The sequence below is a fragment of the Pelobacter seleniigenes DSM 18267 genome, from assembly GCF_000711225.1.
GTDB classification, from domain to species: Bacteria; Desulfobacterota; Desulfuromonadia; order Desulfuromonadales; family Geopsychrobacteraceae; genus Seleniibacterium; species Seleniibacterium seleniigenes.
In genome coordinates, this window is the sequence record NZ_JOMG01000004.1 from 911,917 (window position 1) to 935,085 (window position 23,169).

The window sequence follows — 23,169 nt, forward strand, 5'->3', positions numbered from 1 at the left end:
TGGTTTTGCTGCGCTTAGGGCATGGTTTTCAGTTAATCTTGTTATACTTGAACCATTCACTTTTGTGGGGGAGCGTAAAAAAATCGCAGCTGGTGACCGATAAGGGGGTATGTTCGCTATGAAACGCCAATTACGGATCGGTCTGGGGGTTGTTCTGCTGCTGAGCGGCTGGATAAGCGCCTTTCTTCTCAACAGCATGCCGCCGGGCAGCAATTACTATATCATTGGTCCGACCTTGTTGTTGGGGGGCGGGTTGGGATTGATTTTTAAAACCGCCGGCGGCAAGCTGACCGCGGTGACGGTAGCTTTGACCGCCTTAACGGCCCTGTTGACCATCAACCAGATTTATCCCAGCGCCGGGGTCAGTATCTCCGCGTTTGAACAAGGACTGCAACAACCCGCTGAGCGGGGAAACATGGTCCCGCTGGCGGTTGCGCAGGACGAACATAGCGGACCCTTTGCGACCGAGCGGCAGCTTGAAGTTTTTGCGGACCTTGATATCAAACTGTTCGCGCGACTGCCCGGCCCGGTCCGCATGCTTGCCTTTGACGACAGTGGCAGGCTGTATGCCAGCATTCCCCGGCTTGGTGCCATCTATCTGCTGAAGGATGAAAACCGGGACGGCTTTGCGGAACAGCCGATTCTCTTTCATGTCGGCCTGGACCGCCCCCATGGTCTGGTGTGGGACGGCAATAAGCTCTATATCGCCGAAACCTCCCGCCTGCTGGAACTGCAGGACAGGAACGGCGACAACTCCGTGGATAAGGAACGAACCATCCTCGACGGCCTGCCGGACGATGGCGGGCACTGGACCCGCTCGTTGGCCCTCGGCAAAGACGGCTCCCTTTACCTGTCCATCGGCTCCCGCTGTAATGCCTGCGCCGAAGCTGATCCCTTGCGCGCCACGGTGATCAAAGTTGATCCGGCCACCGGGCAGTCCGCTGTTTATGCCAGCGGCTTGCGCAATTCAGTCGGGCTGGCCTTTGCGCCTGGCAGTGATGTCCTCTGGGGGAGCGATAACGGGCGGGATATGCTCGGGGATAACGTACCGCCCGATGAAATCAACCGGATTGTCCAAGGGCAGGATTACGGCTGGCCTTACTGCTACGGGCAACGGACGCCTGACCCGGAACTCGGTTCGGCTGCTCGCTGCAAAGAGACCAGCGCCAGTGTTGTCGACCTGCAGGCCCATTCCGCTCCCCTCGGGATCAGTTTCGGGGCCGGTCTGAAGGCTCCGGCCGAATATCGCAACAGCCTCTACGTTGCCTTGCACGGGTCCTGGAATCGTACGACACCGACCGGTTACAAACTGGTCAGAATTCCCTTTGTCGACGGTCGGCCCAGTGGAGCGGTGCAGGAATTCCTGCGCGGCTGGCTGCTTGATGACAGTGCCTGGGGGCGACCGGTCGACCCGCTGGTCGGCCCGGACGGGAACCTTTACCTGAGCGATGATCGCGCTGACGCAATCTATCGTATTCATTGGAAAACGACGGAGTAACTGATGTTGTACCGATTAATCCTGCTTGTTTTGTTTGTCCTGCCCAGTTTTACGGTGGGCTGTGCCCAGGCCGAGAGCAAGGTTTTTACCCTGACCGAAAGAGCTCCGGTCGAAATTGTCGGGCAGGTTCGTGAATTGCTCGATAGCGGTGAAAAGGCCGTTGCTGCCGGCTCGACAATTGTGGTTCAGGGGAGTGCCGAATCGATTGCCGCGGTGGGGAAGCTGATCGCCGCCCTGGATCGACAGCCCCAACAGCTGATCATCCGGGTCAGCAATGAACGTCACAGCCAACGGGCCGGCCAGCGCATCCTGGCGACCGGAGAGATGCCGGCGGGCGGCCCGGGAACGCGCTACCTGGGCAATGATTTTCGCCGCCTTGAATATTCCCTGCGGGTCCAGGAGGGCGCGGTGGCTTGGCTGGAGATCGGCCGGGATATCCCTTATACCGAGGAGTGGGCCACTTTCAGCGGGGATATTAACGGGTATCGGGAAAGGATCGCCTATCAAAAAATTACCACCGGCTTTCGCGTGGTCCCGGTGCAGGTGATGGGGGACAGGGTCCTGGTCGCTTTTGATCCTCAATTCATGGATGCCTCTGGTGGTGACGGGAACAGGGCGCCTGATATTGATTTTTCCCGTTATCATAGTCAAATGTATCTGCCTTTGGATGCCTGGGTCGAGTTGGGTGGACAATTCAACAACAGCAACCGTTTAGGGCGAGCCATTATTTCCAGCAGCACGGGTTCCGGAGTTGCCAAGGAAAATATTTTTATCAAAATCGAGCGGGCAGCAGGATTTTCCCCTTGACACTCCTGGGGCGATTTGGTACTTCAATGCGCACGCCAAAGCGGCGAATCAAAATGGCCCCGTCGCCAAGTGGTAAGGCAGAGGTCTGCAACACCTTTATCCCCAGTTCGAATCTGGGCGGGGCCTCCACAAATTCAAAGTGTCAGCCGTTTCCGGCTGACACTTTTTTTTTCCGGTTGAAACGATGGAACTACTTTCCCCACAGATCATTATTTTGACCCTGATGCTGGGCTCTTGCGCCGGTTTTCTGGCCGGTCTGCTCGGGATTGGCGGTGGCGTTATCCTGGTTCCGTTGTTCCTCTGGTTGTTCCCCCTGGCCGGTTTTCCCCCTGACCTGGTTGTGCATTCCGCCTTCGGCACCAGCCTCGCCATTGTTTTTCCCACCGCCATCAGCAGCACCCTGGCACACCGCAAACGCGGCAATGTCGACTGGTACATGGTGCTTTACCTGACCCTGGGCGGGATTGCGGGATCCATTCTCGGGTCTTCCCTGGCGGCTGTCCTGCCTGGCGCTAAGCTGAAAATAGCCTTCGGGGTGATGCAGATTCTGGTCAGCCTTAAACTCATTTTTTATAAAAATCAGGAAGCCCTGACGGATTATCAATTTTCCGGAAGCCGGAAACCGCTGCTGCTGATCGGCCTGATCGGAGGTTTTTTTTCCGCTTTCTTCGGCATTGGCGGCGGGGTGGTTGCCGTGCCCTTGCTGTTCATGCTGCTGCGGGTGCCGATCCGTCTGGCGGTCGGCAATTCCAGTGCGCTGATCGTGGTTTCCTCTTTAGCAGCCGTGGTCTGTTATATCTGGTATGGATTGGAGCAACCGGTCCATGCCCCATTTTCCCTCGGCTATGTTAATATTCTGGTAGCAGTGCTGGTTGCCCCCCTGACGATTATTTTTGCCCGGATCGGCGTCACCCTGGCCAGCCGGATCAGCCAGGCCAAACTGGTCAAGGTCTTTGCCTTGCTGCTGATGGTTATCGGTCTGAAAATAGTCTTTAAGATCTAGCAGGCCGCCGCTACCGTCTGCCGACCTTATGACCGGGCAAGCAAAAGTCATGGTGGCAACGGGATAAGAGAGTTTTTTGAACCTTTGATTGATTCACGGAGGTAGCTATGATACGACCTGCGGCTGTTGCCGGTAGTTTTTATCCTGCCGATCCTAAAGAATTAGTCAACCAGATCGATTCGTTCCTGACCTGGGCGGATGACGATCCGGCAGTGAAAGCGGTGATTGTTCCCCATGCCGGGCTGGTCTATTCCGGAGCCGTCGCCGGGGAAGTCTTCAGTTGTACGGCTGTTCCTCCTTGTGTGCTTATGCTCGGCCCCAACCATCACGGTGGCGGTCCGGCCATCGCGGTCAGTAAGGCCACGGCCTGGGCAACACCGTTCGGGGCGGTTCCGGTGGCCAGTGAGCTGCGGACGGCCCTGTTGAAACGGATTCCGCAAGCGGAGGCTGATGACCAGGCTCATCAGTATGAGCACTCTCTGGAAATCATGTTGCCGTTTTTGCTCCGCAAACAACCGGATCTGCAGATTTTGCCCATCGCCCTGGGACAGTTGAGTTTCGCCGAGTGTCAGGCGCTGGGTGCCGAGCTTGCCGCACTGCTGAAGGATTGGCAACAACCGGTGTTGCTGCTGGCGAGCAGTGACATGAATCATTTTTTTCCGGCGGCTGAGAATAAAAAGCTCGATAATATAGCGATCTCAGCCATGACCGATTTTGATCCGCAACGCCTTTACCAGGTGGTGAAGGAACATCGGATCACTATGTGCGGTGTGTTGCCGACCGTGGTTGTCATGCACGCCGCGCTTCAACTCGGTGCAGAGGAGTGCCGTCTGGTCCGTTATGCCCATTCCGGAGAGGTCAGCGGCGATAACAGTCGGGTGGTCGGCTACGCCGGACTGACGATCCGCTGAGGAGCTGGTTTTTCTGCGCTCCGGTTTGTTCGACGACCAATTATTTTTGAATGGTTTCAAGGAGTTTTCATGTCTGATCTACGTGTTCGTTTTGCCCCCAGCCCGACCGGATATCTCCATATCGGCGGTGCCCGGACCGCTCTGTTCAATTATCTGCTCGCGCAACAGCAGCATGGCACCTATGTCCTGCGGATTGAAGATACCGATGTGGCCCGCTCGACCCAGGAATCCGTCGACGCTATTCTCAACGCCATGGACTGGCTGGGGCTGTCATGTGACGAAGGCCCGTTTTACCAGTCGGACCGGTTTGATCTGTATCGGCAGAAAGTTCAGCAACTCCTTGACGAGGGGAAGGCTTATCGCTGTTACTGCACCCAGGAAGAGCTGGACGCCAAACGCGAAGCAGCTCTGCAGGAAGGGCGCAAACCGAAATACGACGGCACCTGTCGCCACCGCAGCGATCAACCCGATGCCCCCTATGTGGTGCGCTTCAAGCTGCCTGAAGGGCAGGGGGCAACGACCTTTGTGGATAAGATCAAAGGCCCGATTACCTTTCAGCATGACGAACTGGACGATCTGATTATTCAGCGGACCGACGGAACTCCGACCTACAATTTTGTGGTGGTTGTCGATGACGCCGAAATGGGTATGACGCTGATCATCCGGGGGGACGATCATGTCAACAACACTCCACGACAGATCTTGCTGTACGAGGCCCTCGGTTATCCGGTGCCCGAGTTTGCTCATGTTCCGATGATCCTGGGGTCCGATAAAAAACGCCTGTCCAAGCGGCACGGCGCTACCTCGGTCATGGCTTATCAGGAGATGGGATTTCTTCCGGAAGCCCTGGTTAATTACCTGGCCCGCCTCGGCTGGTCCCATGGTGATGAAGAAATTTTCAGCATGAGCGACCTGATTGAAAAATTCAGCTTGGATCATGTCGGCCGTGCCGCCGGGGTTTTTAACCCGGAAAAGCTGCTCTGGCTCAACAGTCACTACATCAAGAGCGGCGACCCGGCTCGTCTGGCCGAACTGCTGCAGCCGTTTTTGGCGGCCAAAGGAGTTTCCACGACCGCTGGCCCTGATCTGGTTGAAGTTGTCAAAAGCCTGCAGGAAAGGGCAGCGACCCTCGTGGAAATGGCTGATGGCGCAGCATTCTATTTTGCTGAGCTGATTGAATACGATGAAAAAGCCAAGAATAAATTTCTAAGTAATGATCAGCGGGAACTGTTCGAAATCTTGCTTGAACAGCTGAACGGCTGTGAGCGGTTCGATGAAGAGAGCCTTGAAAAGGCTTTTGCCGTGATCATGGAAAAAACCGGTTTGAAATTCGGAAAAGTCGCCCAACCATTGCGGGTGGCTTTGACCGGAGGAACGGCAAGCCCGAGTATTTACCAGGTGTTGGAAGTCCTCGGCAAAGAAGAGTCGCTGAAAAGAATAACCCAGGCGCTGGGCGCCTTGGTTTAGCAGGTTACTAAAAAGCCCGGCTGTTTGAAACAGCCGGGCTTTTTTTATTTGGCAAGCAGTGGAACGAGTATTTACAGCTGATCCTTGATCCAGTCGTCAATCTGTTGCGATACCTCGTCGTCAAGGTCGATAAACTTCATACCCATCCCCGGCTCAAAAGGCAGATGCGAGCCGAAGGGACGTTTCCATACCACTTCACAACAACAGCGGACATGCCCCTTGAGCGGAGCCGGCAGGGCAAATTCCAGGTTGATGCGTTGCCCCGGTTCAATGGGGTTGGTCGTCGCAATAAACATCCCGCTCTTGCTGATATTTTTGGTGTAGCCGAAAAACACCGGACGGTCGCCGTCAATATGGACCTTCTGAATGATCAGCGGTGCTCTGAGATTTTTTCTGAGGTCTGCTTTGGGGCGTTCAGGGGTTTCTTTCATAGTTTCTCCACACATGCATTGGCGATTGAATGTAACCTATTCGATTCATAAGATGGATGCAATGTTTAATTCACGATTGAGCCCGGAAACTGCCTCCATTTATGACCCGCTTCGGGGAGAAGTAAGCATTTATACAGATATTACAAAGGGTGTAATGATTACATATCATGGTTGACATTAAAACAATTATCGCTAAACTCGAATCTGTTCGAGTTTAGCAGGCTGTTGAAAAACTGCCTGCCAAGACCATGGACGGAACGGGCTTGAAAAAGGCCAAGGATGGACTTTTTCAACAACCGGTTAGCGAGGAGTGCAGATGTCCGGAATACGGGAACAGAAAAAGCAGGAAACCAGGCAGGCGATTTGCGCCGCGGCAATGAAATTATTTACTGAAAAAAGCTATGAAGCGACCAGCATCGAAGATATCGCCTTGGATGCCGGTATCGGTAAAACGACCATTTATGGTTACTTCTCTAACAAAGAAGAAATATTTGTCACTTACTGTGACACTGAATTGGAGAGGGCTTTTAACCAGTTTCGTTCCGATTGCGAAGAAGAACGTCCGCTGTTGGATAAACTGGTCCGGTTTTTTTTGAGTAAATTTTCCTTTGTAACGGAAAATCGGGAGTTCGGTCGGCAGATGATGAGAGAAATGCTCTTTCCCCGCACGATTAACGAACAGGCGGAGCTCCATGATCGCAGGTATCTCGATCACCTGCAGGCGATCTTTATCGATGCCGAACAGCAGGGGGACATTGCGCCAGGACAGGATAGCTTTATGCTCGCTGTTCATGCTTTTTCCGTTTATCTGGGGGTTCTGACGGGCTGGTTCAAAGGCCATGTCAGCGAACTTGAACAGGCTGAGAACGCTCTACGGCAGCTCTTTTCCCAGTTGCTGGAAGGGGTTCAGTCATGATTACGGTTCGGCTGTGGATTCTGCTTCTACTCTTGCTGCTGACCACTTCAGCCGCTGCAGAAACGCCCCCTCCGGCGTTGCGTGAACTGATCGCCATCGGTCTGGAAAACAACCTGGGACTGCTGACTGAAAAGGTCAATGTCGGCCAGCAAGCGCAGCAGGTCCAGATCAAGCAGGCCGAATTCGACCCGGAGGTCCAGGCCAAGGTCAGTTATGAAAAGAATTCCACCCCTTATGAGTCGAGCAGTGGATTCAGCGGCAACAGTCGGGCCGATACCGCGTCTGGCAAGGTCGGGGTCGGGAAAAAACTGAGCACCGGCATGGAGCTTTCGGTGTCGCTGAATTCTGAATGGATGACGGATAACGACTTCAGTAACGATCTGGATGATCGCTACCGGACAGCCCTGATCCTCAGCCTGACCCAGCCTCTGTTGCGCAATCTGGGCCGCGACGTCAATCTGACCAGCCTCAGGCTTAGCAGGAACAACCAGCGGCAGGCGTCGTTAAGCTATCTGCTCAAAGCCCAACAATATATTTTGAAACTGGAAGATGCCTTCTGGCAACTGGCCGGCAGTGAACAGGTCATTCGGCTCCGTAAAGATTCCCTGGCCCTGGCCCAGGGACTGCTGGAAGCCAACCGGAAGCGCTTTGCCGCTGGGGTGGTCGCGGTGACCGAGATTCAGGAAGCAGAAACCGCCACGGCCGACCGGGAGCTGAGTTTATCCCAGGCGATTCAGGAGCATAGCCTGCAACTTGAGGAGCTCAGCCGGTTGCTCAACTACCAGTTGCCAGAGAACTATCAGCTTGCCGGCAGCGAAGCTTTTCCCGAGGCGGTCGAGCCGCAAAGCTTTCCCGCGGATCAGGCTCTTTATGATCAGGCCCTGAAAAAGCGCCTTGAACTGAAGATCAATGCCTTTGATATTGAAAATGCCCACTTGCAAAAGAATTATCAGGCCAATCAATTGCAGCCCAAACTCGATCTCAACCTGCAGGCCGGGCTCAATGGGCTGGCCGGCGAGGATCGGCAGACCGTTCCGGGGAGTCGCTACGAAGGCGGCTGGCTCGATTCGGCAGGATCCCTTGCCGAAGGGGACGGTTACCAGTGGGGAGTCGGCCTTAATTTTTCCATGCCCCTGGGCAATCGCGAGGCCCGGGCGCGCTATCAGCTGTCCCGCATGCAGCTGACGCGGGATCGTTATGCTCGGCAGGATCTTGAGCTTGCGGTGCGCAATGAGCTGCGCCAACAGCGGATCAATGTCCGCCGTTACCTGGAACAACTGGGGATTGCGGAACGGTTCGCCCAGCTTGCGGAAAAGACCCTGCAGCAGGAACAGCGGCGGCTCGATGAAGGGCTGTCCGACACCTTCCGCATGATCAGCTTCCAGGAAAATATGATTTCGGCGAAGATCGGTCGCATCAACGCCATGATCCGCTATCACCTGGCCGTTGCCCGCATGGCCTATGTCAGAGGAAACACTTTTGAGCGGCACCATATTATTATGACTGAAGATAACGAGGAGTTAACCCTTGAGAACTTATAAACGGTCCAGAGTTGCGCTGTGGTTTGCCCTGATCTGTTTGCTGCTGGTCAGCGGTTGCGATAAAAAGCAGGACGCTGCCGTCCCGGCGGTGGCGGCCGAGCAGCCAGTGGCAAAGGTGATCCCCGTTGGCGTTGAAACGGTGGCCCGCGAAAATCAGGAGGAAGCGTTCACCTTGCCGGCCAGCCTGGAAGCCTGGGAAGATCTGACCATTGCGGCGGAGTTGGCCGGGCCGGTTGAGAAGGTTCATTACTCGGAAGGTGATGCCGTCAAAGCCGGCGACGTTCTGCTGGAGATCGATTCGGATACCATCAACAGCAACCTGGTGCGGGACGCAGAGAATGTGGCTGTTGCCGAGCGCAAGCTGGAGCGTTATCAGCAGCTTGAAAAGGACGGGCTGGTCAGCCGGCAGGACGTTGACGATCTGGAAAACAGTCTGGCCGCGGCCAGGGCCGCCGTACAGACAACGCGCATTCAGCTGGCCAAAAGCAAGCCTAAAGCGCCGGTCAATGGTATTGTCGACCGGATTTACGTGGATCGCGGTGAATATATCGAGATGGGTAAGCCGCTGCTGCGGCTGGTTCAGGTCGATCGCCTCAAAGTGATTGCCGATGTGCCGGAAAAGGATGTTTCCTATCTGCACCTCGGGCAGGCGGTTGAGGTGATGACCGCCGGGATCACTGCGCCTGACGGCCAGGCAATCGAAGGGCGTATCGAGCATATTGCTTATGCCGCTGACGATACCACCCGCACCTATCGCACCAAGATCGTCATCGCCAATAAAGACCGGCGGTTGCGGCCGGGAATGATCGTCCGGGCGGTCTTTGTGCGGCGTAAACTTGACGATGTGATTTCCGTGCCCATGTATGCCCTCATCGACCGGGACGGCGATAAATTCGTTTTCGTTGTTACTGACGGGATCGCCCATGAGGTTAAAGTCACCATCGGTCGCTCCATTGCCGATCGGATAGTGATTGAGTCCGGTCTTGAGGTTGGGCAACAGCTGGTCGTCAAAGGGCAGCAATTGCTGGTTGACGGGGCTGCCGTCGTGGTGAGGGGCGAATAATCATGCTGATTGCCGATGCGGCCATAAACCGGCGCAGTACCGTTTTTGCGCTGATGGTTATTATCCTGGTGGTTGGGGTCTACAGTTATGTCGTTCTGCCGCGCGAATCTTCGCCGGATATCACCATCCCTTATGTCTTGGTGGTGACCACCTATGAAGGGGTCTCTCCCGGGGATATCGAAAGCCTGATCACCCACCCCATCGAACGCAAGCTGAAGGGGCTCAAAGACGTAGAGGAGGTTCGTTCTGTCTCGGCGGAAGGCTCCTCCATGATTACCATCGAATTTGTCCCCGATATCGACATCGATAATGCCCTGCAACGGGTCCGCGACAAAGTCGACCAGGCCAAGGGCGACCTGCCCACGGACCTGGAGAACGATCCTTCCATCATGGAGATCAACCTGTCCGAGTTCCCGATCCTGATGGTTTCGATTTCCGGGCAAGTTCCGGAGACCGTGCTCAAAGCGACCGGGGAGGAGTTGGAAGATCGCCTGGAAGAGATCCCCGGAGTCCTTGATGTGGTGATGAGTGGCGGTCGCGAACGGGAAATCCGTATTGAGTTCGACCCGGACCGGCTCTATGCCTATCGGATCTCGCTGGCCGAGGTGATGAGTGCCATTCGGCAGGAGAATGTCAATATCCCGGGCGGCAGTATTGATATCGGCCAGGGGAAATACCTGCTGCGGGTGCCGGGGGAATTTACCGATCCTGCTGAAATCGACAACCTGGTGCTGACCGAGCGGGACGGCAAGGTCATCTATTTCAAGGATGTCGCCCGTATCCTCGACACCTTTGAGGATCGGGTCAGTTATGCCCGGCTCAATGACCGACGCAGCGTGACCCTGGCCATCAAAAAACGGACCGGCACCAACATCATTGCCGTGGCCGACCAGGTTTTTGAACTGCTGCACCGGGCCGAGAGCCAGCTGCCGCCGGGCATCGACCTGGCCGTGACCCTCAATCAGTCCAAGGATATCCGGCGCATGGTGTCCGAGCTGGAAAACAACATCATTTCCGGGCTCATCCTGGTGGTCGCCGTGCTGTTCATGTTCCTGGGGCTGCGGAACTCCTTCTTTGTCGCTCTGGCCATTCCGTTTTCCATGCTGATGTCGTTTGCGGTGCTGAACCTGCTCGGCATGACGCTGAACATGGTGGTGCTGTTCAGCCTTATTCTGGCTCTGGGAATGCTGGTCGATAACGCCATTGTCATTGTCGAAAACGTTTACCGGCACATGCAGGAAGGGAAGAGCGGGATTGAAGCGGCCAAGATCGCGGTCACCGAGGTCGGTTGGCCGGTCATCAGCTCAACCATCACCACGTTGTGCGCCTTTTTCCCGATGATCTTCTGGCCAGGTATCATGGGCGAGTTCATGAAATTCCTGCCCGAGACCCTGATCATCACCCTGTCCGCATCGCTCTTTGTCGCTCTGGTCATCAATCCGACCATGTGCGGGCATTTCATGTCCCTGAGCAAAAAGGATCTGCTTGCCGAACGGAAGCCGGCCTGGATTATCCGTTTCTACAGCAGCACCTTGGAATTTGCCCTTCATCATCGGTTCCTGGTGGTCTGTGCTTCGATTTTGATGCTTTTCGGCGTTGCCGGGACCTATTTTTTCCTCGGTCACGGGGTCGAACTGTTCCCCGATACCGAACCGAACCGGGCCTATATCGAGATCAAGGCCCCGGAAGGCACCAACCTCGATGCCAGCAACGCTTTGGCCAAACAGGTTGAGCAGTTTGCCCTGCAGGAAAAAGATATCCGCTATGTGATCTCTGAGGTCGGGACTTCGGGGAGTGAAGAGGGGGGCGGGAACAGCGTTCAGTCGAACATGAGTAAGATTTCCCTTGATTTCGCCGAGCGACAGGATCGCAAGGAAGATTCCCGGGAGGTTCTGGATCGGATTCGCCAGCAGGTCACCCCGTTGGCCGGGGCCGAATTCAAGGTCGAAAAACAGGAAGAGGGGCCGCCCACCGGGCCGCCGGTGAGTGTTGAACTCAGTGGGGACGATATCGAAGTGCTGGGCCGGTTGGTCCAGGAGGCCCGGGAGAAGATCAAGGATGTCACCGGTCTGGTCGACCTCAAGGACGATTTTGCCAAAGCCAAGCCCGAGATCAGGATCGATGTCGATCGGGAAAAAGCCAGTCTGTTGAATCTGTCCACGGCGCAAATTTCCGAAATGGTCAAGGCGGCCATCGGCGGGACCAAGCTCGGCGTCTACCGGGAAGGGGAGGACGAGTACGATATTATCGCGCGGATGCCTGAGCTGCGGCGGACCTCCCTGGCCGATATTGAAAACCTGTTGATCCCGGCTGCGGATGGGTCGCCGATCCCTTTGTCGACCATCGCCCATATTCGCGTGGCCGCCGGTTATGGGTCCATTCGCCATATCGACCAGAAACGGGTGGTCACTATTTCCGGTGATACCTTTGGTCGCAACAGCAATGAAGTCCTGCAGGAAGTACAGGGGCGCCTGACGAGCCTGCACTTGCCGGCAGGCTACCAGATCAACTATTCCGGTGAACAGGAAGAGCAGCAAAAGGCCTCGGCGTTTCTCGGCAAAGCCTTTATCGCTGCACTGCTGCTCATCATGCTGGTGTTGATCACCCAATTCGATTCGGTGTTGCAGACCCTGATCGTCATGTCGTCCGTGGTGCTTTCTCTGACCGGGGTTTTCCTTGGGCTGATGATCACGGCCAAACCTTTCGGCATTATCATGACCGGCATCGGGATCATCTCCCTGGCCGGGGTGGTGGTCAATAATGCCATTGTGCTCATCGATTATATCAACCAGCTCATCAAGGAGGGACTTTCGGTCAGCGATGCCCTGGTGCGGGCCGGCGTGGTTCGGTTCCGGCCGGTGATGCTGACCGCAGCCACCACGATTCTTGGCCTGCTGCCCATGGCCCTGGGAATCAGCTTTGATTTTAAAACTTTCAGCTGGGAGATCGGTGGCGAATCCGCGCAATGGTGGGGACCGATGGCGGTCGCGGTCATTTTCGGGCTGGCTTTTGCCACTCTGTTGACCCTGGTGGTGGTGCCGGTCTTATATTCCCTGGCTGATTCGGCAAAGCGGCGTTTCTATCGCCGCAAAGCGGGTTAGCCGTCTTTGCCGAATTGGCTGCAGTCATTCCGCTGAAATTTTCCTTCTGCCAGGGGATGCCGATAGCAGCCCAAAAAGCCGCAACAGGGCGGTAAAATCTTCGCTGTGAAAAAGAGTATGACGCCACGGAAATTTTGTTAAACCTGCTTATTTCAGCGGGTTTTGGATTTGACAAGAGTTGAGGCTTGAGGTAGAAGAATCGACAGAGAGATCATTTGTCCGGATCCGTTTAAGCCCGCCAATTCAGGTCGGAATTCAACGATGGCCTTGATCCGGAAAACTTAATGTGTGAAAGGTGAATTGTTATGTTCGAAAAGGTCCAAGTTGCTCCTGCTGACCCGATTCTCGGTTTGTCCGAACTCTTCAAAGCCGATCCGAATCCTGAAAAGATCAATCTTTCAGTCGGCGTTTATCAGGATAACAACGGTAAAACCCCGATTCTTGAAACCGTTAAAGAAGCCGAAAAAATCATTTACGGCAGCGAAGGTTCCAAAGGTTATCTGCCGATGACCGGCGATCCCGTCTATTGCGCCACGACCCAGGAACTGCTGTTTGGCGAAGGGCACGATATCATCACCAGTAAACGCGCGGCAACTGCGCAATGTCCCGGTGGAACCGGTGCCCTGCGGGTGGCCGGCGACTATCTGCACCTGCTTCATCCGGATGCCAAAATCTGGCTGAGCGATCCGACCTGGGCGAACCATAATACCATCTTCAAAGCGGCGGGCCTGCAGTGTGAAAAGTACGCTTACCGCAACCCGAAGACCAACGGTCTCGACTTTGACGCCATGCTGGCTTCCATCAAGCAGATCCCGGCTGGTGACGTCATCCTCCTGCACGGTTGTTGCCACAACCCGACCGGCATCGACCCGACTCCTGAACAATGGGCGAAAATCGGTGCCGTCCTGGCTGAACGTGGCATCCTGCCGTTGGTTGACTTTGCCTACCAGGGACTTGCAGACGGCATCGAAGAAGACCGTCAGGGGCTGCTTGAACTGGTTAAACATGTCAAGCAACTGCTGATCTGTTCCAGCTATTCGAAAAACTTCGGTCTTTACTGCGAGCGGACCGGCGCACTGACCGTCGTTGCCGACAACCCAGAACAGGCCGCTACGGTCATGAGCCAGGTCAAGCTCAGAATCCGTTACATTTACTCCAATCCGCCAGCCCATGGCGGTAAAATTGTCGCTACTATCCTCAGTAACAAGGAGCTGAAAGCTCGCTGGATTGAAGAAGTGGCCGGCATTCGCAACCGGATTAATGAAATGCGGCATCTTTTTGTCAAAACGCTGAAAGAAAAAGGTGTTGACCAGGATTTCTCGTCGATTATCGAGCAACGCGGGATGTTCAGCTTCTCCGGGCTGAGCAAAGAACAGGTCCTGCGGTTGCGGGATGAGTACTCCATCTATATTGTCGACTCAGGCCGGATCAATGTTGCCGGAATGACCACCTCCAATATGGATAAACTGTGCGAGGCGATTAAGTCCGTTCTTTAATGACCGGAGCAACAGCAGCAAACCCATCAGGGCCTGCATAATCCCTTATGTCAGGCCCTGATGTTTGTTACGGAAAAACAATTATTTAAATTGGCTTCTTGCGCGGTCTTCTTTTGAAGCCTTTTGGGCATGTAACTCCACTGGGAAAAAGTATAATATTTTTCCTTGACGGTGCTGATAATCTTTGCTAGAAAGTGCATCTCTTTGATGGGGCGTCGCCAAGCGGTAAGGCACCGGATTTTGATTCCGGCATTCCCAGGTTCGAATCCTGGCGCCCCAGCCACTTTAAAAATATCAGTGTTCTCCAGGATTCGAAGCGGAACGAGCGCTGACTGAATGTCAGAAAAGCGGCCCGGATGGCCGCGGCAGCGAGCGAAGGGGAGCCGACGCAGGAACCGCCACGACGGCGGTGACGGAGTGGGCGAATCCTGGCGCCCCAGCCACCAAAAAAATATCAGTGCTCTCCAGGATTCGAAGCGGAACGAGCGCTGACTGAATGTCAGAAGAGCGGCCCGGATGGCCGCGGCAGCGAGCGAAGGGGAGCCGACGCAGGAACCGCCACGACGGCGGTGACGAAGTGGGCGAATCCTGGCGCCCCAGCCACTTTAAAATAATTCAGGGCAACCTGTGCAATAGTTAACCGTCATCCCGAGGGGTGGCGACTGAAAGGATGGAGTCTCGACTTCATCCTTTTTACGTATTAGGCTTAGCTTTGACCGCCATAAAAGTTCCATTCCGTTTATCGCTCTGACCAAGGAATTTGCATGATGAAGTCAACATCTCAGCTCAACTCCGTCGATTCCGCCGATTTTCAATTCTGGTTGCCGCCCGAAGGCATGACCCTGACCATCGGGCCGGACAGCCCGGACCTGGACGTACCGCAGATCCCACTGCCGATTCGCACCGCGGACCTGACCGTCGGGCAGCAGCCCTCGGAAAAAGCCATCGGCGACGGGCTCTACGAATACCTGTGCCGGTTTCCCGCCTGCGACCATGCCGCTGACTATGCACGGATTTTGGAGCAGGCGTATCCTTTTCTGATTTCTGATATCGGCTCTCAGCTGATTCTTCTTGATGTCAAAGCGGTTGATGCCGATGGCCTCCAGCGCAAAATCGCTTTACTGAAAATCCTCCATTACCTTGACCCGGACAATTTCGGACCGCTGCATAAGATCGGAGTCGGCTATTTTGATCTGGCCCATAATTACGGCGAGCTGCTTCATGTCCAGATGTATCTGCGCGATGCCCGCAGCTGGCTGGAAAAGGCCCGCCGCAGCAAGCCGACGGACACGGCCAATCTTAATTACCTGGGGCAGGTCTGCTATCTGGCCGGGAATTACAATCAGGCCAAACTGTATTGGAAGATTGCCGCTGACCAGCTTGAAGAGGGTTCTTCCAGGGAAGAACTCGCCCAACGCGTCGAAAGGATCGTCGCCGGGCAGTTGCCGATTGAGCCTCTGGTCGAAAACCTGGAAGCGGTCGGCGTCGCTTTGGAGCATTTTGCGGTTGAGGAATTTTCGCAGGCCTGTAACATTATGGAAGACCTTGCGGGAAACAGCAGCATTGCCGTTGAACTGCCCAGCACCGACTTTTTTTACTTTCTTGGGCTGTGTCGGGAAAAATGCCAAAATCTGCCGGGTGCCAAAGATGCTTTTGCCCGGGCTTTGACCATTGATCCGGAGCATGAACCGTCGCTGGATGCACAGAAAAGATTAGCGACCCACTAGAGAGTTGTCATCTGGAAACACTGGATGGCGATAATTAAGTTTTCAGATTGGAACCTAGAGAGAAAATCATGGATTCGATACGGTTTGCGGATGTTTTATTCACGATTGTTGTCCTGGCCATCACCTTCGGGATTTTGTATCTGGTCCATCAGGCCAGAAAGAAAACCGCCTCTCCTGCGGCAGAGGATCTGTCCACCGAATCGTCCGAAGAGGACGAGGACAGCTGAAGGGGGGGATAGGGGAGGAGCGCCCGTCTTTGCCGTTAGGCCTCATTGCGGTACCGGTCCATGCTGAGTGACAAAATAGCTCATTTCCTCAAGCAGCATCCTGAATTTGAACGACTTCAGGATTTATTTCGTGACCTCATGCCCTGTTGGCTGGTCGGCGGTTGCCTGCGCGATCTGTTCCTGGAGCGGCCGATCAATGATGTCGATATCGCCTGTGCTGGTGATCCGACTGCTGTTGCCAGGCGCTGGACAAGGCAGGTCGGCGGGCGTTGGTTCTGGCTGGATAAAGAACGCCGCCAGAGCAGGGCCTTGCTCCCAACCGGGATCACCGTTGATTTTGCCCCTCTGCGCGCCGAGACTATCGCTACCGATCAGGCTTTGCGCGATTTCACCATCAACTCCCTGGCGTTTCCTCTGCAGCAACCACTCTCCGCTCAGCAGGTTCTTGACCCCCTCAATGGCATTCAACACCTGGCTGACCGAAAGTTGCTCCCCTGTTCAACACGTAGTTTCAGCGATGATCCGTTGCGTATGCTCAAAGGGATCAGGCATGCGGTGACCCTCAAGCTTGCAGTTGATCCGGAGACCAAACGCCAGCTTTTACACCATCGCGATCTCATCCAAAATATAGCCGGGGAGCGTTGCCAGGAGGAGCTAAGCAAGATTCTGGCGGCCGAGGATATTCGCACGGCGGTGCAGCTGTTATTGGAAAGCGGGTTGCTCGCGGCCTTGTGCGGAGAGCCGGGTGGAAAGTTTCACCGGGACGAACTCAGTGCCGATATGGAAGCCCTTGGTCAGGCGATCGATCAATTTAACCAACAGGTGAGGGCGCAATTCAGCGAAGAACAGATCGAGATAAGGCGTATCGATCAGCTCCTTGCCCAACTGCTGCGCATTTACCAACCAGCCAATCTATCCAGGCTCCTTCATGATCGGTTGCGTTTGAGCCGGGAGCGGCAACAGCTGATTCAACAACTGCAAGAAACCCCGGCCGCAGAATTGCTTGCCCTGGCTGAGTCTGTCTCCACACCGCGCCGACAGGCGCTGGTTTTTGAAGCCCTGCAACCCTTTGCTGAACAGATGCTGTTTTTCCAGGGCTGGCAACAGCAGCGGTTTGCCCCACAACGGCTTATTGCACTGAGCCAAGCTTTCAGCAGCCTACAGCAATTTAACCGGATTCCGCCCTTGCTCAGTGCCAAAGAGATTTCCCAGCTGTTGAACAACGCTAAGGGACGGATTCTAGGGCAGTTGGAAAAGAAGCTCAAACATGCCGAAATGACCGGGGAAATCAATTCCCCGGAAGAAGCAAAAAGCTGGCTCAAAAAGCAAAATATTTGATTGACAACCGGGAAGGCAGATTACTATACTGCGCCCACCAAATGCGGGAGTAACTCAGTTGGTAGAGTATCAGCTTCCCAAGCTGAGAGTCGCGGGTTCGAATCCCGTTTCCCGCTCCAATAACAATAACGGGCACTTAGATGAATTTCTAGTGCCCGTTTTTTGTGTCATTTTATTGTTTCACGGTAGCTCTGGGGGTAGCTTTTGTAGTCTGGTTGATGCTGGGGTTAGGGCTAGCTCGGTAGGTGATATGACACATTATTATTGTTCACCTGTATGTATTTCCGCTGTTCCAGTTCATTCACCAATACTCTTAATTGCTGCTCTGAAAGGTTTTCTGTGAACAGCGAGTTAATGGTATTTGAAAGTGTTTTTACCTTCCTTGGTCTCGATTGACCTCGGCCTGCAAGATTTTTGACGATTGCAGAAATTTTTTCATCATTCGATGTTGTGGTGGATAACCTAAGCACAGGGATTTCGCCCAAATCACTCTCACGCTGAACTTTTATTTTTTTAGTCTTGAGATGACGAATCAGAGGGTCAAAACCCGCATCGCGAGAGATAATATGAAAAAGAGCACCAGGTTCTTTTGCGGCCAATTCGCCAATGTAGTACGCAATATGGAAATCAAGAGCATTTTTCCCGGAACCAGAAATTTTTACGTATTGGGCTGACTCCCCCAAGGCCTGCATCGCAGCAGCTATATCAAACGGTATCTTTGTTTGGGTTGCCCCTACGAACACCAACACCTTGAAAGGATGATGCTGAAGAATTTCCAGGCTACTTGGCTGGACATTTTCAAAATCAATCAAAACGTAGTTGGTAGACAAAAATGTCTCCTTTCCCTTATGCCCTAACGAGTTTGTAGGAAAAACCTACGCTAAATAGTTCGTGTAAAAAATGGCTTTAAAAATCTATTGGCATTTATAAGCATCTGCTTGAATTAGTGTTCTGATTTCGTTGCTTGAACTCTGGTTAATAACAAAAGCGTTTCCTCCTAGGTCAGCAACTTGATTTCTGATTCTGTTTAATGCTCCCCTGCGATCATCTGGAATGTCCAAGCCGTTGCCCTCAGAAGCTTCAATTGCTCCCAAGTGTTCACATCTCGTTGACCAGTCTGGTTGAACCTCTCGTACCATTCTGCCTTGTTCAGTAAGTTGGGCGGCACATCCTGAAAGTGCTAGCAGCGCTAAAATTGTGACAAGGTAGTATTTCAATTACTATCCTTTTTGAAACATAGCTAGGGAGTAGAAAATTCCTATGGTTTAATTTGGGCAAAATATTTTCGCACTCGTATGCCAACCTTGAAATGTCATTAAAAGTACCCTTTTTCCTGTACTTAAGAAAGGGCTTTTGTATTGGAGTTTGTTTATTCTTTTTGCTACTGTAGGTTTTATTTTGTAGGGGGGATGTCATGGGCAATTATATTGTTTTCTTTGTTGTCGCTTTTATCGTGCTATTCTGGGCTTTTTTATACCTGAATCAGTGAGGCAGCCCATCGGCACATTTGCTGTTTGCCTGCGACACCATTTTCGCAGTTGATTTTGCTTAAGGCTCGTCTGTTTTGATCAAGACGGCCATGCTCTTTGACAATTCAGCTGATTATTTCTCTCGTTCTGCTCGCTCATTTGCAGATTGTGGACGTGCGTAACCAGCCACCGCCTTGGATGCGGTGTTATTCAGCACAGTTCTGCTGGTTGCAGATCTCAGCCATAGGCAAACCGCTCATAGATTTTCGTAAATGCCTGCGTCTGCCAGTGTGCATGGCAACTGAATCGCAGCGCCAGACCATGGGCGTGGCGCAGAAACCGGGCGGCGAAGTACATCAGGTCCTGCAAAACGGTTTTCAGCCGCCGCCGCTGTTTTGCCCGGCGAGCCTGTTTTTTATCCATCAAACCGATCTGGCCGATGGCGCGGAGAAGGTTGTAGGCCAGGCCAGCACAGCTCATCACCAGGGCGTTGGTGGCGAACTTTCCAGATGGCAAACGCTCCAGGTCGAGATCGGTCTTGAGTTCCGAGTGATACTGTTCGCACAGCGCGTGCCCCTGGTACAGCTCGATGACTTTCTCTTTGTCGCTGGAGAGGCTGGTCCACCAGCCTTCGACCTCGATGTCGGGGGTCAGCAGCGGGCCGTCTTTATCGAACCAACGCTCACTGGCGCGCAACACCCGGCGCAGCTTGATGGTTCTGGTTTCGTCATCCTCATGCTGGTAGCTGCGTTCGACGGTTTCAGTCATGATTGCAATACGTTCGGTTTTGGTGTCCTTGAGCCGTTTGCCATGAGCGAAGATGTCCGTCGCCTTGATCGGCATGTCGCTGTTACGGCGATTCCATTTGACGATGAAGTCGGCTTCTGCCTCCTTGAGTGAGACCAGAGTGGCGATGGCATCATGAGCACTGTCCAGGCGCACCAGCAAAGGGGCTTCCGACAGTTCCCGTGCCTTGCGAATCGATCGGAGAAGAAGCGGAACAAAGCCTGCTTGCGCATGCTGGGAGCCGGGCCGGTGCTCGATCTCCAGACACCAGCCTTCAAGCCCGAGCCAGACACCCAGCGGCGCATAGCCGTTAAAGCCTCGGTAGGTGTAGGAGACGCCCTCTTTCTTGGTGTCAGAATTGTCGAGGGTAAACACATCCAGATCCAGCGGCATGTGGCCAGTGGACAGCGGCGAGAGCTGGGCCTTGGCTTTTTTGAGGAACTCCACCGAGCAGAAATCGACAATGGTGCGCAGCACCTCGGCGAACTGGTCAAGCCGCTGGCGCAAGGTCTCGGGTGACGGCACTTTTGTCAGTCCGAGAGAACAGCGGAAGAATTCATCATCCTCAAAAAAGGGGCGGATCGCCGCAAAGTCGCTCTTGCCCTGACAGAGCAACCCCAGATAACTGCGGACCACATCTGACGTGGCAATTCCCCGCTTCGGAGCCGCCTTATCAACCCGTGAGGTCAGCGTGGTGAAACGATTCAGTGCCACGCCAGTCAAGGCCAGACCGGAGTTGGAGGTATAGAATTCCTGCTTGGACTGCTCAATCTTGAACCGGGGAAACGTCACAACCAAAACTCCTTGGGTGAAATTCGAAGCAGTTCAAAGATAGCAGAAAACCACAATAAAATCAGCTGATTGTCAAAGATCGAAGGCAGTTTTAAGTTCTTAAGCTCACTGATTCAGGTTATAGTTCAACCGTGACGGCCTTCAAGGCTCTGATTAGCCTGAAAATAGCAGTATGAAAATAGGTTGATTTGGGTGTTCGACCTGCCGCCCCAGATAATCGTTTCCGGATGCCAACTATTTAAGCGGAATGGCGGTTTTTTGAATGATCTTCTGCAATGAGAAGAAAGAATTGATTCTTGCGACATCCGATGCTTCTGCGATTTTGTTATGGACGGCAAGTAGGTTTTCGTTGTTCTTGACGCCTAGCTTGATGAGATAATCGAATTCTCCGGACAGGAGAAAGCATTCCATGACTTCGGTGAGTGTATGGATGTGATCCTGGAATTTCTCCAGGGTTTTTCTGCTTTGATTCTTCATTTTAATCAACAGGAAAATCTCACTGGTAATCCCGAATTTTTTCTGGCTCAAAAGGGCCGTATACTTTTCGATGATCCCGTTTTTTTCAAGGGATTTAACCCGCCGCAGGCAGGATGAATTGGAGATGTCGACCTTTTGCGACAGTTTTGCAATGCTGATGCGTCCGTCGCTCTGCAGTTCATTCAAAATTTTAATATCGGTTAAATCCAGCATGCTCATCCCTGGGTTGGAAAGGTTAAGTTTTTAGTAACTGTTCAACCTGTCTCTTTTCGGTAACGTTAGATTGAAATAATGGCCATTGTAGATCTGGTGCAGATAGAAAAAGGCCAATATCGATTTTTCGTTTAATTCCAGGTTGTAAAGGTTGTTTAAGGTCGCACAGGACAGTGTCCAGTCCATGTCTGAATTTCCGGAAAAAACGATATCGTAAATGGCATTTTGATTGTTGATCTCGTTCGCCATGATTGAGTAAACATTTTTTGCCAATAAGATTTGCTCGTCATAAAATTTTAGATCCGCTGTATTCAACAGATTTTTATGGCAATTTAAAGACATTGCACAGATGTCTAGGCAGTTCTTCCTGGGCAAGCTCTGCCCTTTGAAGTGGTAGCCGAACAGACCGATCATCTCGCTAATATGTGAGGAAATCTGGATGTAGAGGTTCACGTCGATCGGTCCTGTATTTTTTTTCAAGCCGAGAATGTTGTTTATGAATCCCATGATTGTCAGCCAAATTGGATGCTTTTAACTTCCTTTATTGACTTCGATCTTAGGTTCAAATAGTCTAAGCGTAAATACGATAAATTTACCTATTTAATCCCTATTTTTTATAGGCAATTTAGCTGGAACTGTATGAAAAATGGATGATTTCACAACAGGGCAAATTTTCGACAGGATCAAGGCCGGCAAAGAATCCCTTGATAAAGCGCTTCGGGAGAGGGTTAAGGAACTTGATTGTCTTTACCGGGTGTCTAAATCGATCCAGAGGAATGACAAGTCTATTGCTGCCGTCTTCGCCGATCTGACCGTGATCTTGCCCGGGGCCTGGCAGTATCCCGAGATGACTTGCATAAGGATCGTATTTAATGGGGATGTCTATACGTCTGCTAATTTTCAGGTTTCTGAATGGAAGCAGAGCGCAAGTATCGATGTTTTCGGGGAAAAAAGTGGTGATATCGAAATTTATTACCTTGAGGAACGGCCCAAGGCCTTTGAGGGTCCATTCCTTAAGGAAGAAAGATTTATGCTTAATACGATTGCAGAGCAGATTTCCAATGTTGCGGAGAAAATTTTGTCCCAACAGGAACTGCTCATTGAAAGGAAGTCGCTGCAAGACACCAATGAGTCTCTGCACGACTTTCTAAGGCAGAGCCAGAGGGAGAAGCGGATCTTCGGGGGGATGATTCAGGCAAAAATCGATAAGATATTGATGCCTATTATCAACGAGTTAGAGGTTGATGTTGATAAAAAACAGAAGATTTATTTGAGTATTCTCAAGAAAAACCTGAGGAATATCGTTGCTCCTTTTGTTGAAGAAGATAAGGCCATCATTTTTAAGCTAACCCATACGGAACTGCTGATCTGCAATATGATTCGATCGGGGATGACGACAAAAGAGATCGCGCATGTACGTGGGATCTCCCTGGCCACGGTGAATCGACATCGGGAGAGCATCCGAAAGAAGCTTAAGTTGACCAACCGAAAGATCAATTTACGGAATTACCTCAATCTGGCTTTGGAGGATCAAGTCCGCAAGCTTAGGTAGTTGTCATCCGGAAATGGCCCTTTTCCGCCGTCGCTGTGTCAATCCTCCGCATAAGCCCTTGATTCTCTTGCCACAACGAAAAATTGCTCGTTTCCAATCTGAAAACTTATGCGTTGGCATCATTCCGCTTCTTCACTCAAAAATTTCGCTATCAACGTCGTAGTCTTTGGCCGCATGCCTGGCCAGTGTCTTTCTTCCCCACGTTTATCTTGGCGTGACCATGTCTCTTGAGTGAAACTCTCTATGCTCGGTTTTGTTGGTGATCAACTGCCTTATTGTAACTTTTGACCTTTGTTGCCAATCGGCGTATATTGTCAACCTTTTTAATCAATAAATTCCAGAATCTTAGGGCGG

At 52.9% G+C, this 23,169-nt stretch carries 20 protein-coding genes and 3 tRNA genes; 17 read left to right on the top strand and 6 right to left on the bottom strand.

The window, feature by feature from the left end; all coding sequences use genetic code 11:
• Positions 1–118 precede the first annotated feature (118 nt).
• The 6 genes from N909_RS0121075 to gltX all read left to right on the top strand — a co-directional run bounded on the left by N909_RS0121075 (position 119) and on the right by gltX (position 5,686).
• The gene (locus N909_RS0121075; RefSeq protein ID WP_051690002.1) at positions 119–1,498 is read left to right on the top strand and encodes a PQQ-dependent sugar dehydrogenase; all 1,380 of its coding nucleotides are present in this window, start codon (positions 119–121) and stop codon (positions 1,496–1,498) included.
• Between the two features lie 3 nt (positions 1,499–1,501).
• Entirely contained in the window at positions 1,502–2,305 is an 804-nt protein-coding gene (locus N909_RS0121080; protein WP_029918094.1) for a hypothetical protein, read from the top strand.
• 55 nt (positions 2,306–2,360) lie between these two features.
• Positions 2,361–2,434, top strand: a tRNA-Cys gene (locus N909_RS0121085).
• A gap of 55 nt (positions 2,435–2,489) precedes the next feature.
• Positions 2,490–3,308: a sulfite exporter TauE/SafE family protein gene (locus N909_RS0121090; RefSeq protein ID WP_029918095.1), complete on the top strand. Its 819-nt coding sequence runs from the start codon at positions 2,490–2,492 to the stop codon at positions 3,306–3,308.
• Positions 3,309–3,415: 107 nt separating this feature from the next.
• The gene (gene amrB / locus N909_RS0121095; RefSeq protein ID WP_029918096.1) at positions 3,416–4,219 is read left to right on the top strand and encodes an AmmeMemoRadiSam system protein B; all 804 of its coding nucleotides are present in this window, start codon (positions 3,416–3,418) and stop codon (positions 4,217–4,219) included.
• A 69-nt stretch (positions 4,220–4,288) separates the two neighbouring features.
• Positions 4,289–5,686 (top strand): glutamate--tRNA ligase, encoded by a 1,398-nt coding sequence (gltX, locus tag N909_RS0121100; RefSeq protein ID WP_029918097.1) that lies wholly within the window; start codon positions 4,289–4,291, stop codon positions 5,684–5,686.
• A gap of 71 nt (positions 5,687–5,757) precedes the next feature.
• Here the strand turns inward: gltX and N909_RS0121105 are convergent, their stop codons facing one another.
• Positions 5,758–6,117, bottom strand: a complete 360-nt coding sequence (locus N909_RS0121105; RefSeq protein ID WP_029918098.1) for a PilZ domain-containing protein — start codon at positions 6,115–6,117, stop codon at positions 5,758–5,760.
• Between the two features lie 316 nt (positions 6,118–6,433).
• Between N909_RS0121105 and N909_RS24940 the strand changes: the two genes are divergently transcribed.
• The 10 genes from N909_RS24940 (at position 6,434) to N909_RS0121155 (ending at position 17,645) form a co-directional block, all read left to right on the top strand.
• Positions 6,434–7,033, top strand: a complete 600-nt coding sequence (locus tag N909_RS24940; protein WP_029918099.1) for a TetR/AcrR family transcriptional regulator — start codon at positions 6,434–6,436, stop codon at positions 7,031–7,033.
• On the top strand, positions 7,030–8,574 hold the full coding sequence (locus tag N909_RS0121115; RefSeq protein WP_029918100.1) for a TolC family protein: 1,545 nt from the start codon (positions 7,030–7,032) through the stop codon (positions 8,572–8,574). Before N909_RS24940 ends, N909_RS0121115 begins: the two co-directional genes overlap by 4 nt.
• Positions 8,561–9,637 (top strand): efflux RND transporter periplasmic adaptor subunit, encoded by a 1,077-nt coding sequence (locus tag N909_RS0121120; RefSeq protein WP_029918101.1) that lies wholly within the window; start codon positions 8,561–8,563, stop codon positions 9,635–9,637. Before N909_RS0121115 ends, N909_RS0121120 begins: the two co-directional genes overlap by 14 nt.
• 2 nt (positions 9,638–9,639) lie before the next feature.
• The gene (locus tag N909_RS0121125) at positions 9,640–12,738 is read left to right on the top strand and encodes an efflux RND transporter permease subunit (protein ID WP_029918102.1); all 3,099 of its coding nucleotides are present in this window, start codon (positions 9,640–9,642) and stop codon (positions 12,736–12,738) included.
• A 305-nt stretch (positions 12,739–13,043) separates the two neighbouring features.
• Complete coding sequence (locus N909_RS0121130) at positions 13,044–14,234, top strand: amino acid aminotransferase (protein ID WP_029918103.1); 1,191 nt, start codon at positions 13,044–13,046, stop codon at positions 14,232–14,234.
• Positions 14,235–14,442: 208 nt separating this feature from the next.
• Positions 14,443–14,517: transfer RNA gene (locus N909_RS0121135), tRNA-Gln, on the top strand.
• Positions 14,518–14,998: 481 nt separating this feature from the next.
• Entirely contained in the window at positions 14,999–15,961 is a 963-nt protein-coding gene (locus N909_RS0121140; protein WP_029918104.1) for a tetratricopeptide repeat protein, read from the top strand.
• 68 nt (positions 15,962–16,029) lie between these two features.
• Complete coding sequence (locus N909_RS25830; RefSeq protein WP_155006029.1) at positions 16,030–16,188, top strand: hypothetical protein; 159 nt, start codon at positions 16,030–16,032, stop codon at positions 16,186–16,188.
• A gap of 60 nt (positions 16,189–16,248) precedes the next feature.
• Positions 16,249–17,526: a tRNA nucleotidyltransferase/poly(A) polymerase-related protein gene (locus N909_RS0121150; protein WP_029918105.1), complete on the top strand. Its 1,278-nt coding sequence runs from the start codon at positions 16,249–16,251 to the stop codon at positions 17,524–17,526.
• Between the two features lie 43 nt (positions 17,527–17,569).
• Positions 17,570–17,645 (top strand) — tRNA-Gly (locus N909_RS0121155).
• A gap of 114 nt (positions 17,646–17,759) precedes the next feature.
• On the opposite strand, the gene N909_RS0121160 is transcribed toward N909_RS0121155, so the two are convergent.
• From N909_RS0121160 to N909_RS25835, 5 genes are all read right to left on the bottom strand, one after another.
• Positions 17,760–18,356, bottom strand: a complete 597-nt coding sequence (locus N909_RS0121160; RefSeq protein ID WP_029918106.1) for a PIN domain-containing protein — start codon at positions 18,354–18,356, stop codon at positions 17,760–17,762.
• Positions 18,357–18,440: 84 nt separating this feature from the next.
• The gene (locus tag N909_RS25430) at positions 18,441–18,743 is read right to left on the bottom strand and encodes a DUF4156 domain-containing protein (protein WP_084167849.1); all 303 of its coding nucleotides are present in this window, start codon (positions 18,741–18,743) and stop codon (positions 18,441–18,443) included.
• 489 nt (positions 18,744–19,232) lie between these two features.
• Positions 19,233–20,573, bottom strand: coding sequence for an IS1380 family transposase (locus N909_RS0121165; RefSeq protein WP_029918107.1), 1,341 nt, complete (start codon positions 20,571–20,573; stop codon positions 19,233–19,235).
• A gap of 234 nt (positions 20,574–20,807) precedes the next feature.
• A complete protein-coding gene (locus N909_RS0121170) occupies positions 20,808–21,263 on the bottom strand; it encodes an Lrp/AsnC family transcriptional regulator (protein ID WP_029918108.1) in 456 nt (151 codons plus the stop codon).
• Positions 21,264–21,293: 30 nt separating this feature from the next.
• A complete protein-coding gene (locus tag N909_RS25835) occupies positions 21,294–21,512 on the bottom strand; it encodes a hypothetical protein (protein WP_155006030.1) in 219 nt (72 codons plus the stop codon).
• 397 nt (positions 21,513–21,909) lie between these two features.
• Between N909_RS25835 and N909_RS0121180 the strand changes: the two genes are divergently transcribed.
• Positions 21,910–22,815, top strand: a complete 906-nt coding sequence (locus N909_RS0121180) for a helix-turn-helix transcriptional regulator (RefSeq protein ID WP_051690003.1) — start codon at positions 21,910–21,912, stop codon at positions 22,813–22,815.
• The last annotated feature ends 354 nt before the right edge of the window (positions 22,816–23,169 follow it).

Bases quoted from the DNA above. Each gene is read 5' to 3' on its own strand.
- N909_RS0121115 (WP_029918100.1), top strand. From the start codon at position 7,030: ATGATTACGGTTCGGCTGTGGATTCTGCTTCTACTCTTGCTGCTGACC.
- N909_RS0121075 (WP_051690002.1), top strand. From the start codon at position 119: ATGAAACGCCAATTACGGATCGGTCTGGGGGTTGTTCTGCTGCTGAGC.
- N909_RS0121090 (WP_029918095.1), top strand. From the start codon at position 2,490: ATGGAACTACTTTCCCCACAGATCATTATTTTGACCCTGATGCTGGGC.
- amrB (WP_029918096.1), top strand. From the start codon at position 3,416: ATGATACGACCTGCGGCTGTTGCCGGTAGTTTTTATCCTGCCGATCCT.
- N909_RS0121170 (WP_029918108.1), bottom strand. From the start codon at position 21,263: ATGCTGGATTTAACCGATATTAAAATTTTGAATGAACTGCAGAGCGAC.
- N909_RS25835 (WP_155006030.1), bottom strand. From the start codon at position 21,512: ATGGCGAACGAGATCAACAATCAAAATGCCATTTACGATATCGTTTTT.
- N909_RS0121140 (WP_029918104.1), top strand. From the start codon at position 14,999: ATGATGAAGTCAACATCTCAGCTCAACTCCGTCGATTCCGCCGATTTT.
- gltX (WP_029918097.1), top strand. From the start codon at position 4,289: ATGTCTGATCTACGTGTTCGTTTTGCCCCCAGCCCGACCGGATATCTC.
- N909_RS0121180 (WP_051690003.1), top strand. From the start codon at position 21,910: ATGGATGATTTCACAACAGGGCAAATTTTCGACAGGATCAAGGCCGGC.
- N909_RS0121125 (WP_029918102.1), top strand. From the start codon at position 9,640: ATGCTGATTGCCGATGCGGCCATAAACCGGCGCAGTACCGTTTTTGCG.
- N909_RS0121150 (WP_029918105.1), top strand. From the start codon at position 16,249: ATGCTGAGTGACAAAATAGCTCATTTCCTCAAGCAGCATCCTGAATTT.
- N909_RS0121080 (WP_029918094.1), top strand. From the start codon at position 1,502: ATGTTGTACCGATTAATCCTGCTTGTTTTGTTTGTCCTGCCCAGTTTT.
- N909_RS24940 (WP_029918099.1), top strand. From the start codon at position 6,434: ATGTCCGGAATACGGGAACAGAAAAAGCAGGAAACCAGGCAGGCGATT.
- N909_RS0121130 (WP_029918103.1), top strand. From the start codon at position 13,044: ATGTTCGAAAAGGTCCAAGTTGCTCCTGCTGACCCGATTCTCGGTTTG.
- N909_RS25830 (WP_155006029.1), top strand. From the start codon at position 16,030: ATGGATTCGATACGGTTTGCGGATGTTTTATTCACGATTGTTGTCCTG.
- N909_RS0121105 (WP_029918098.1), bottom strand. From the start codon at position 6,117: ATGAAAGAAACCCCTGAACGCCCCAAAGCAGACCTCAGAAAAAATCTC.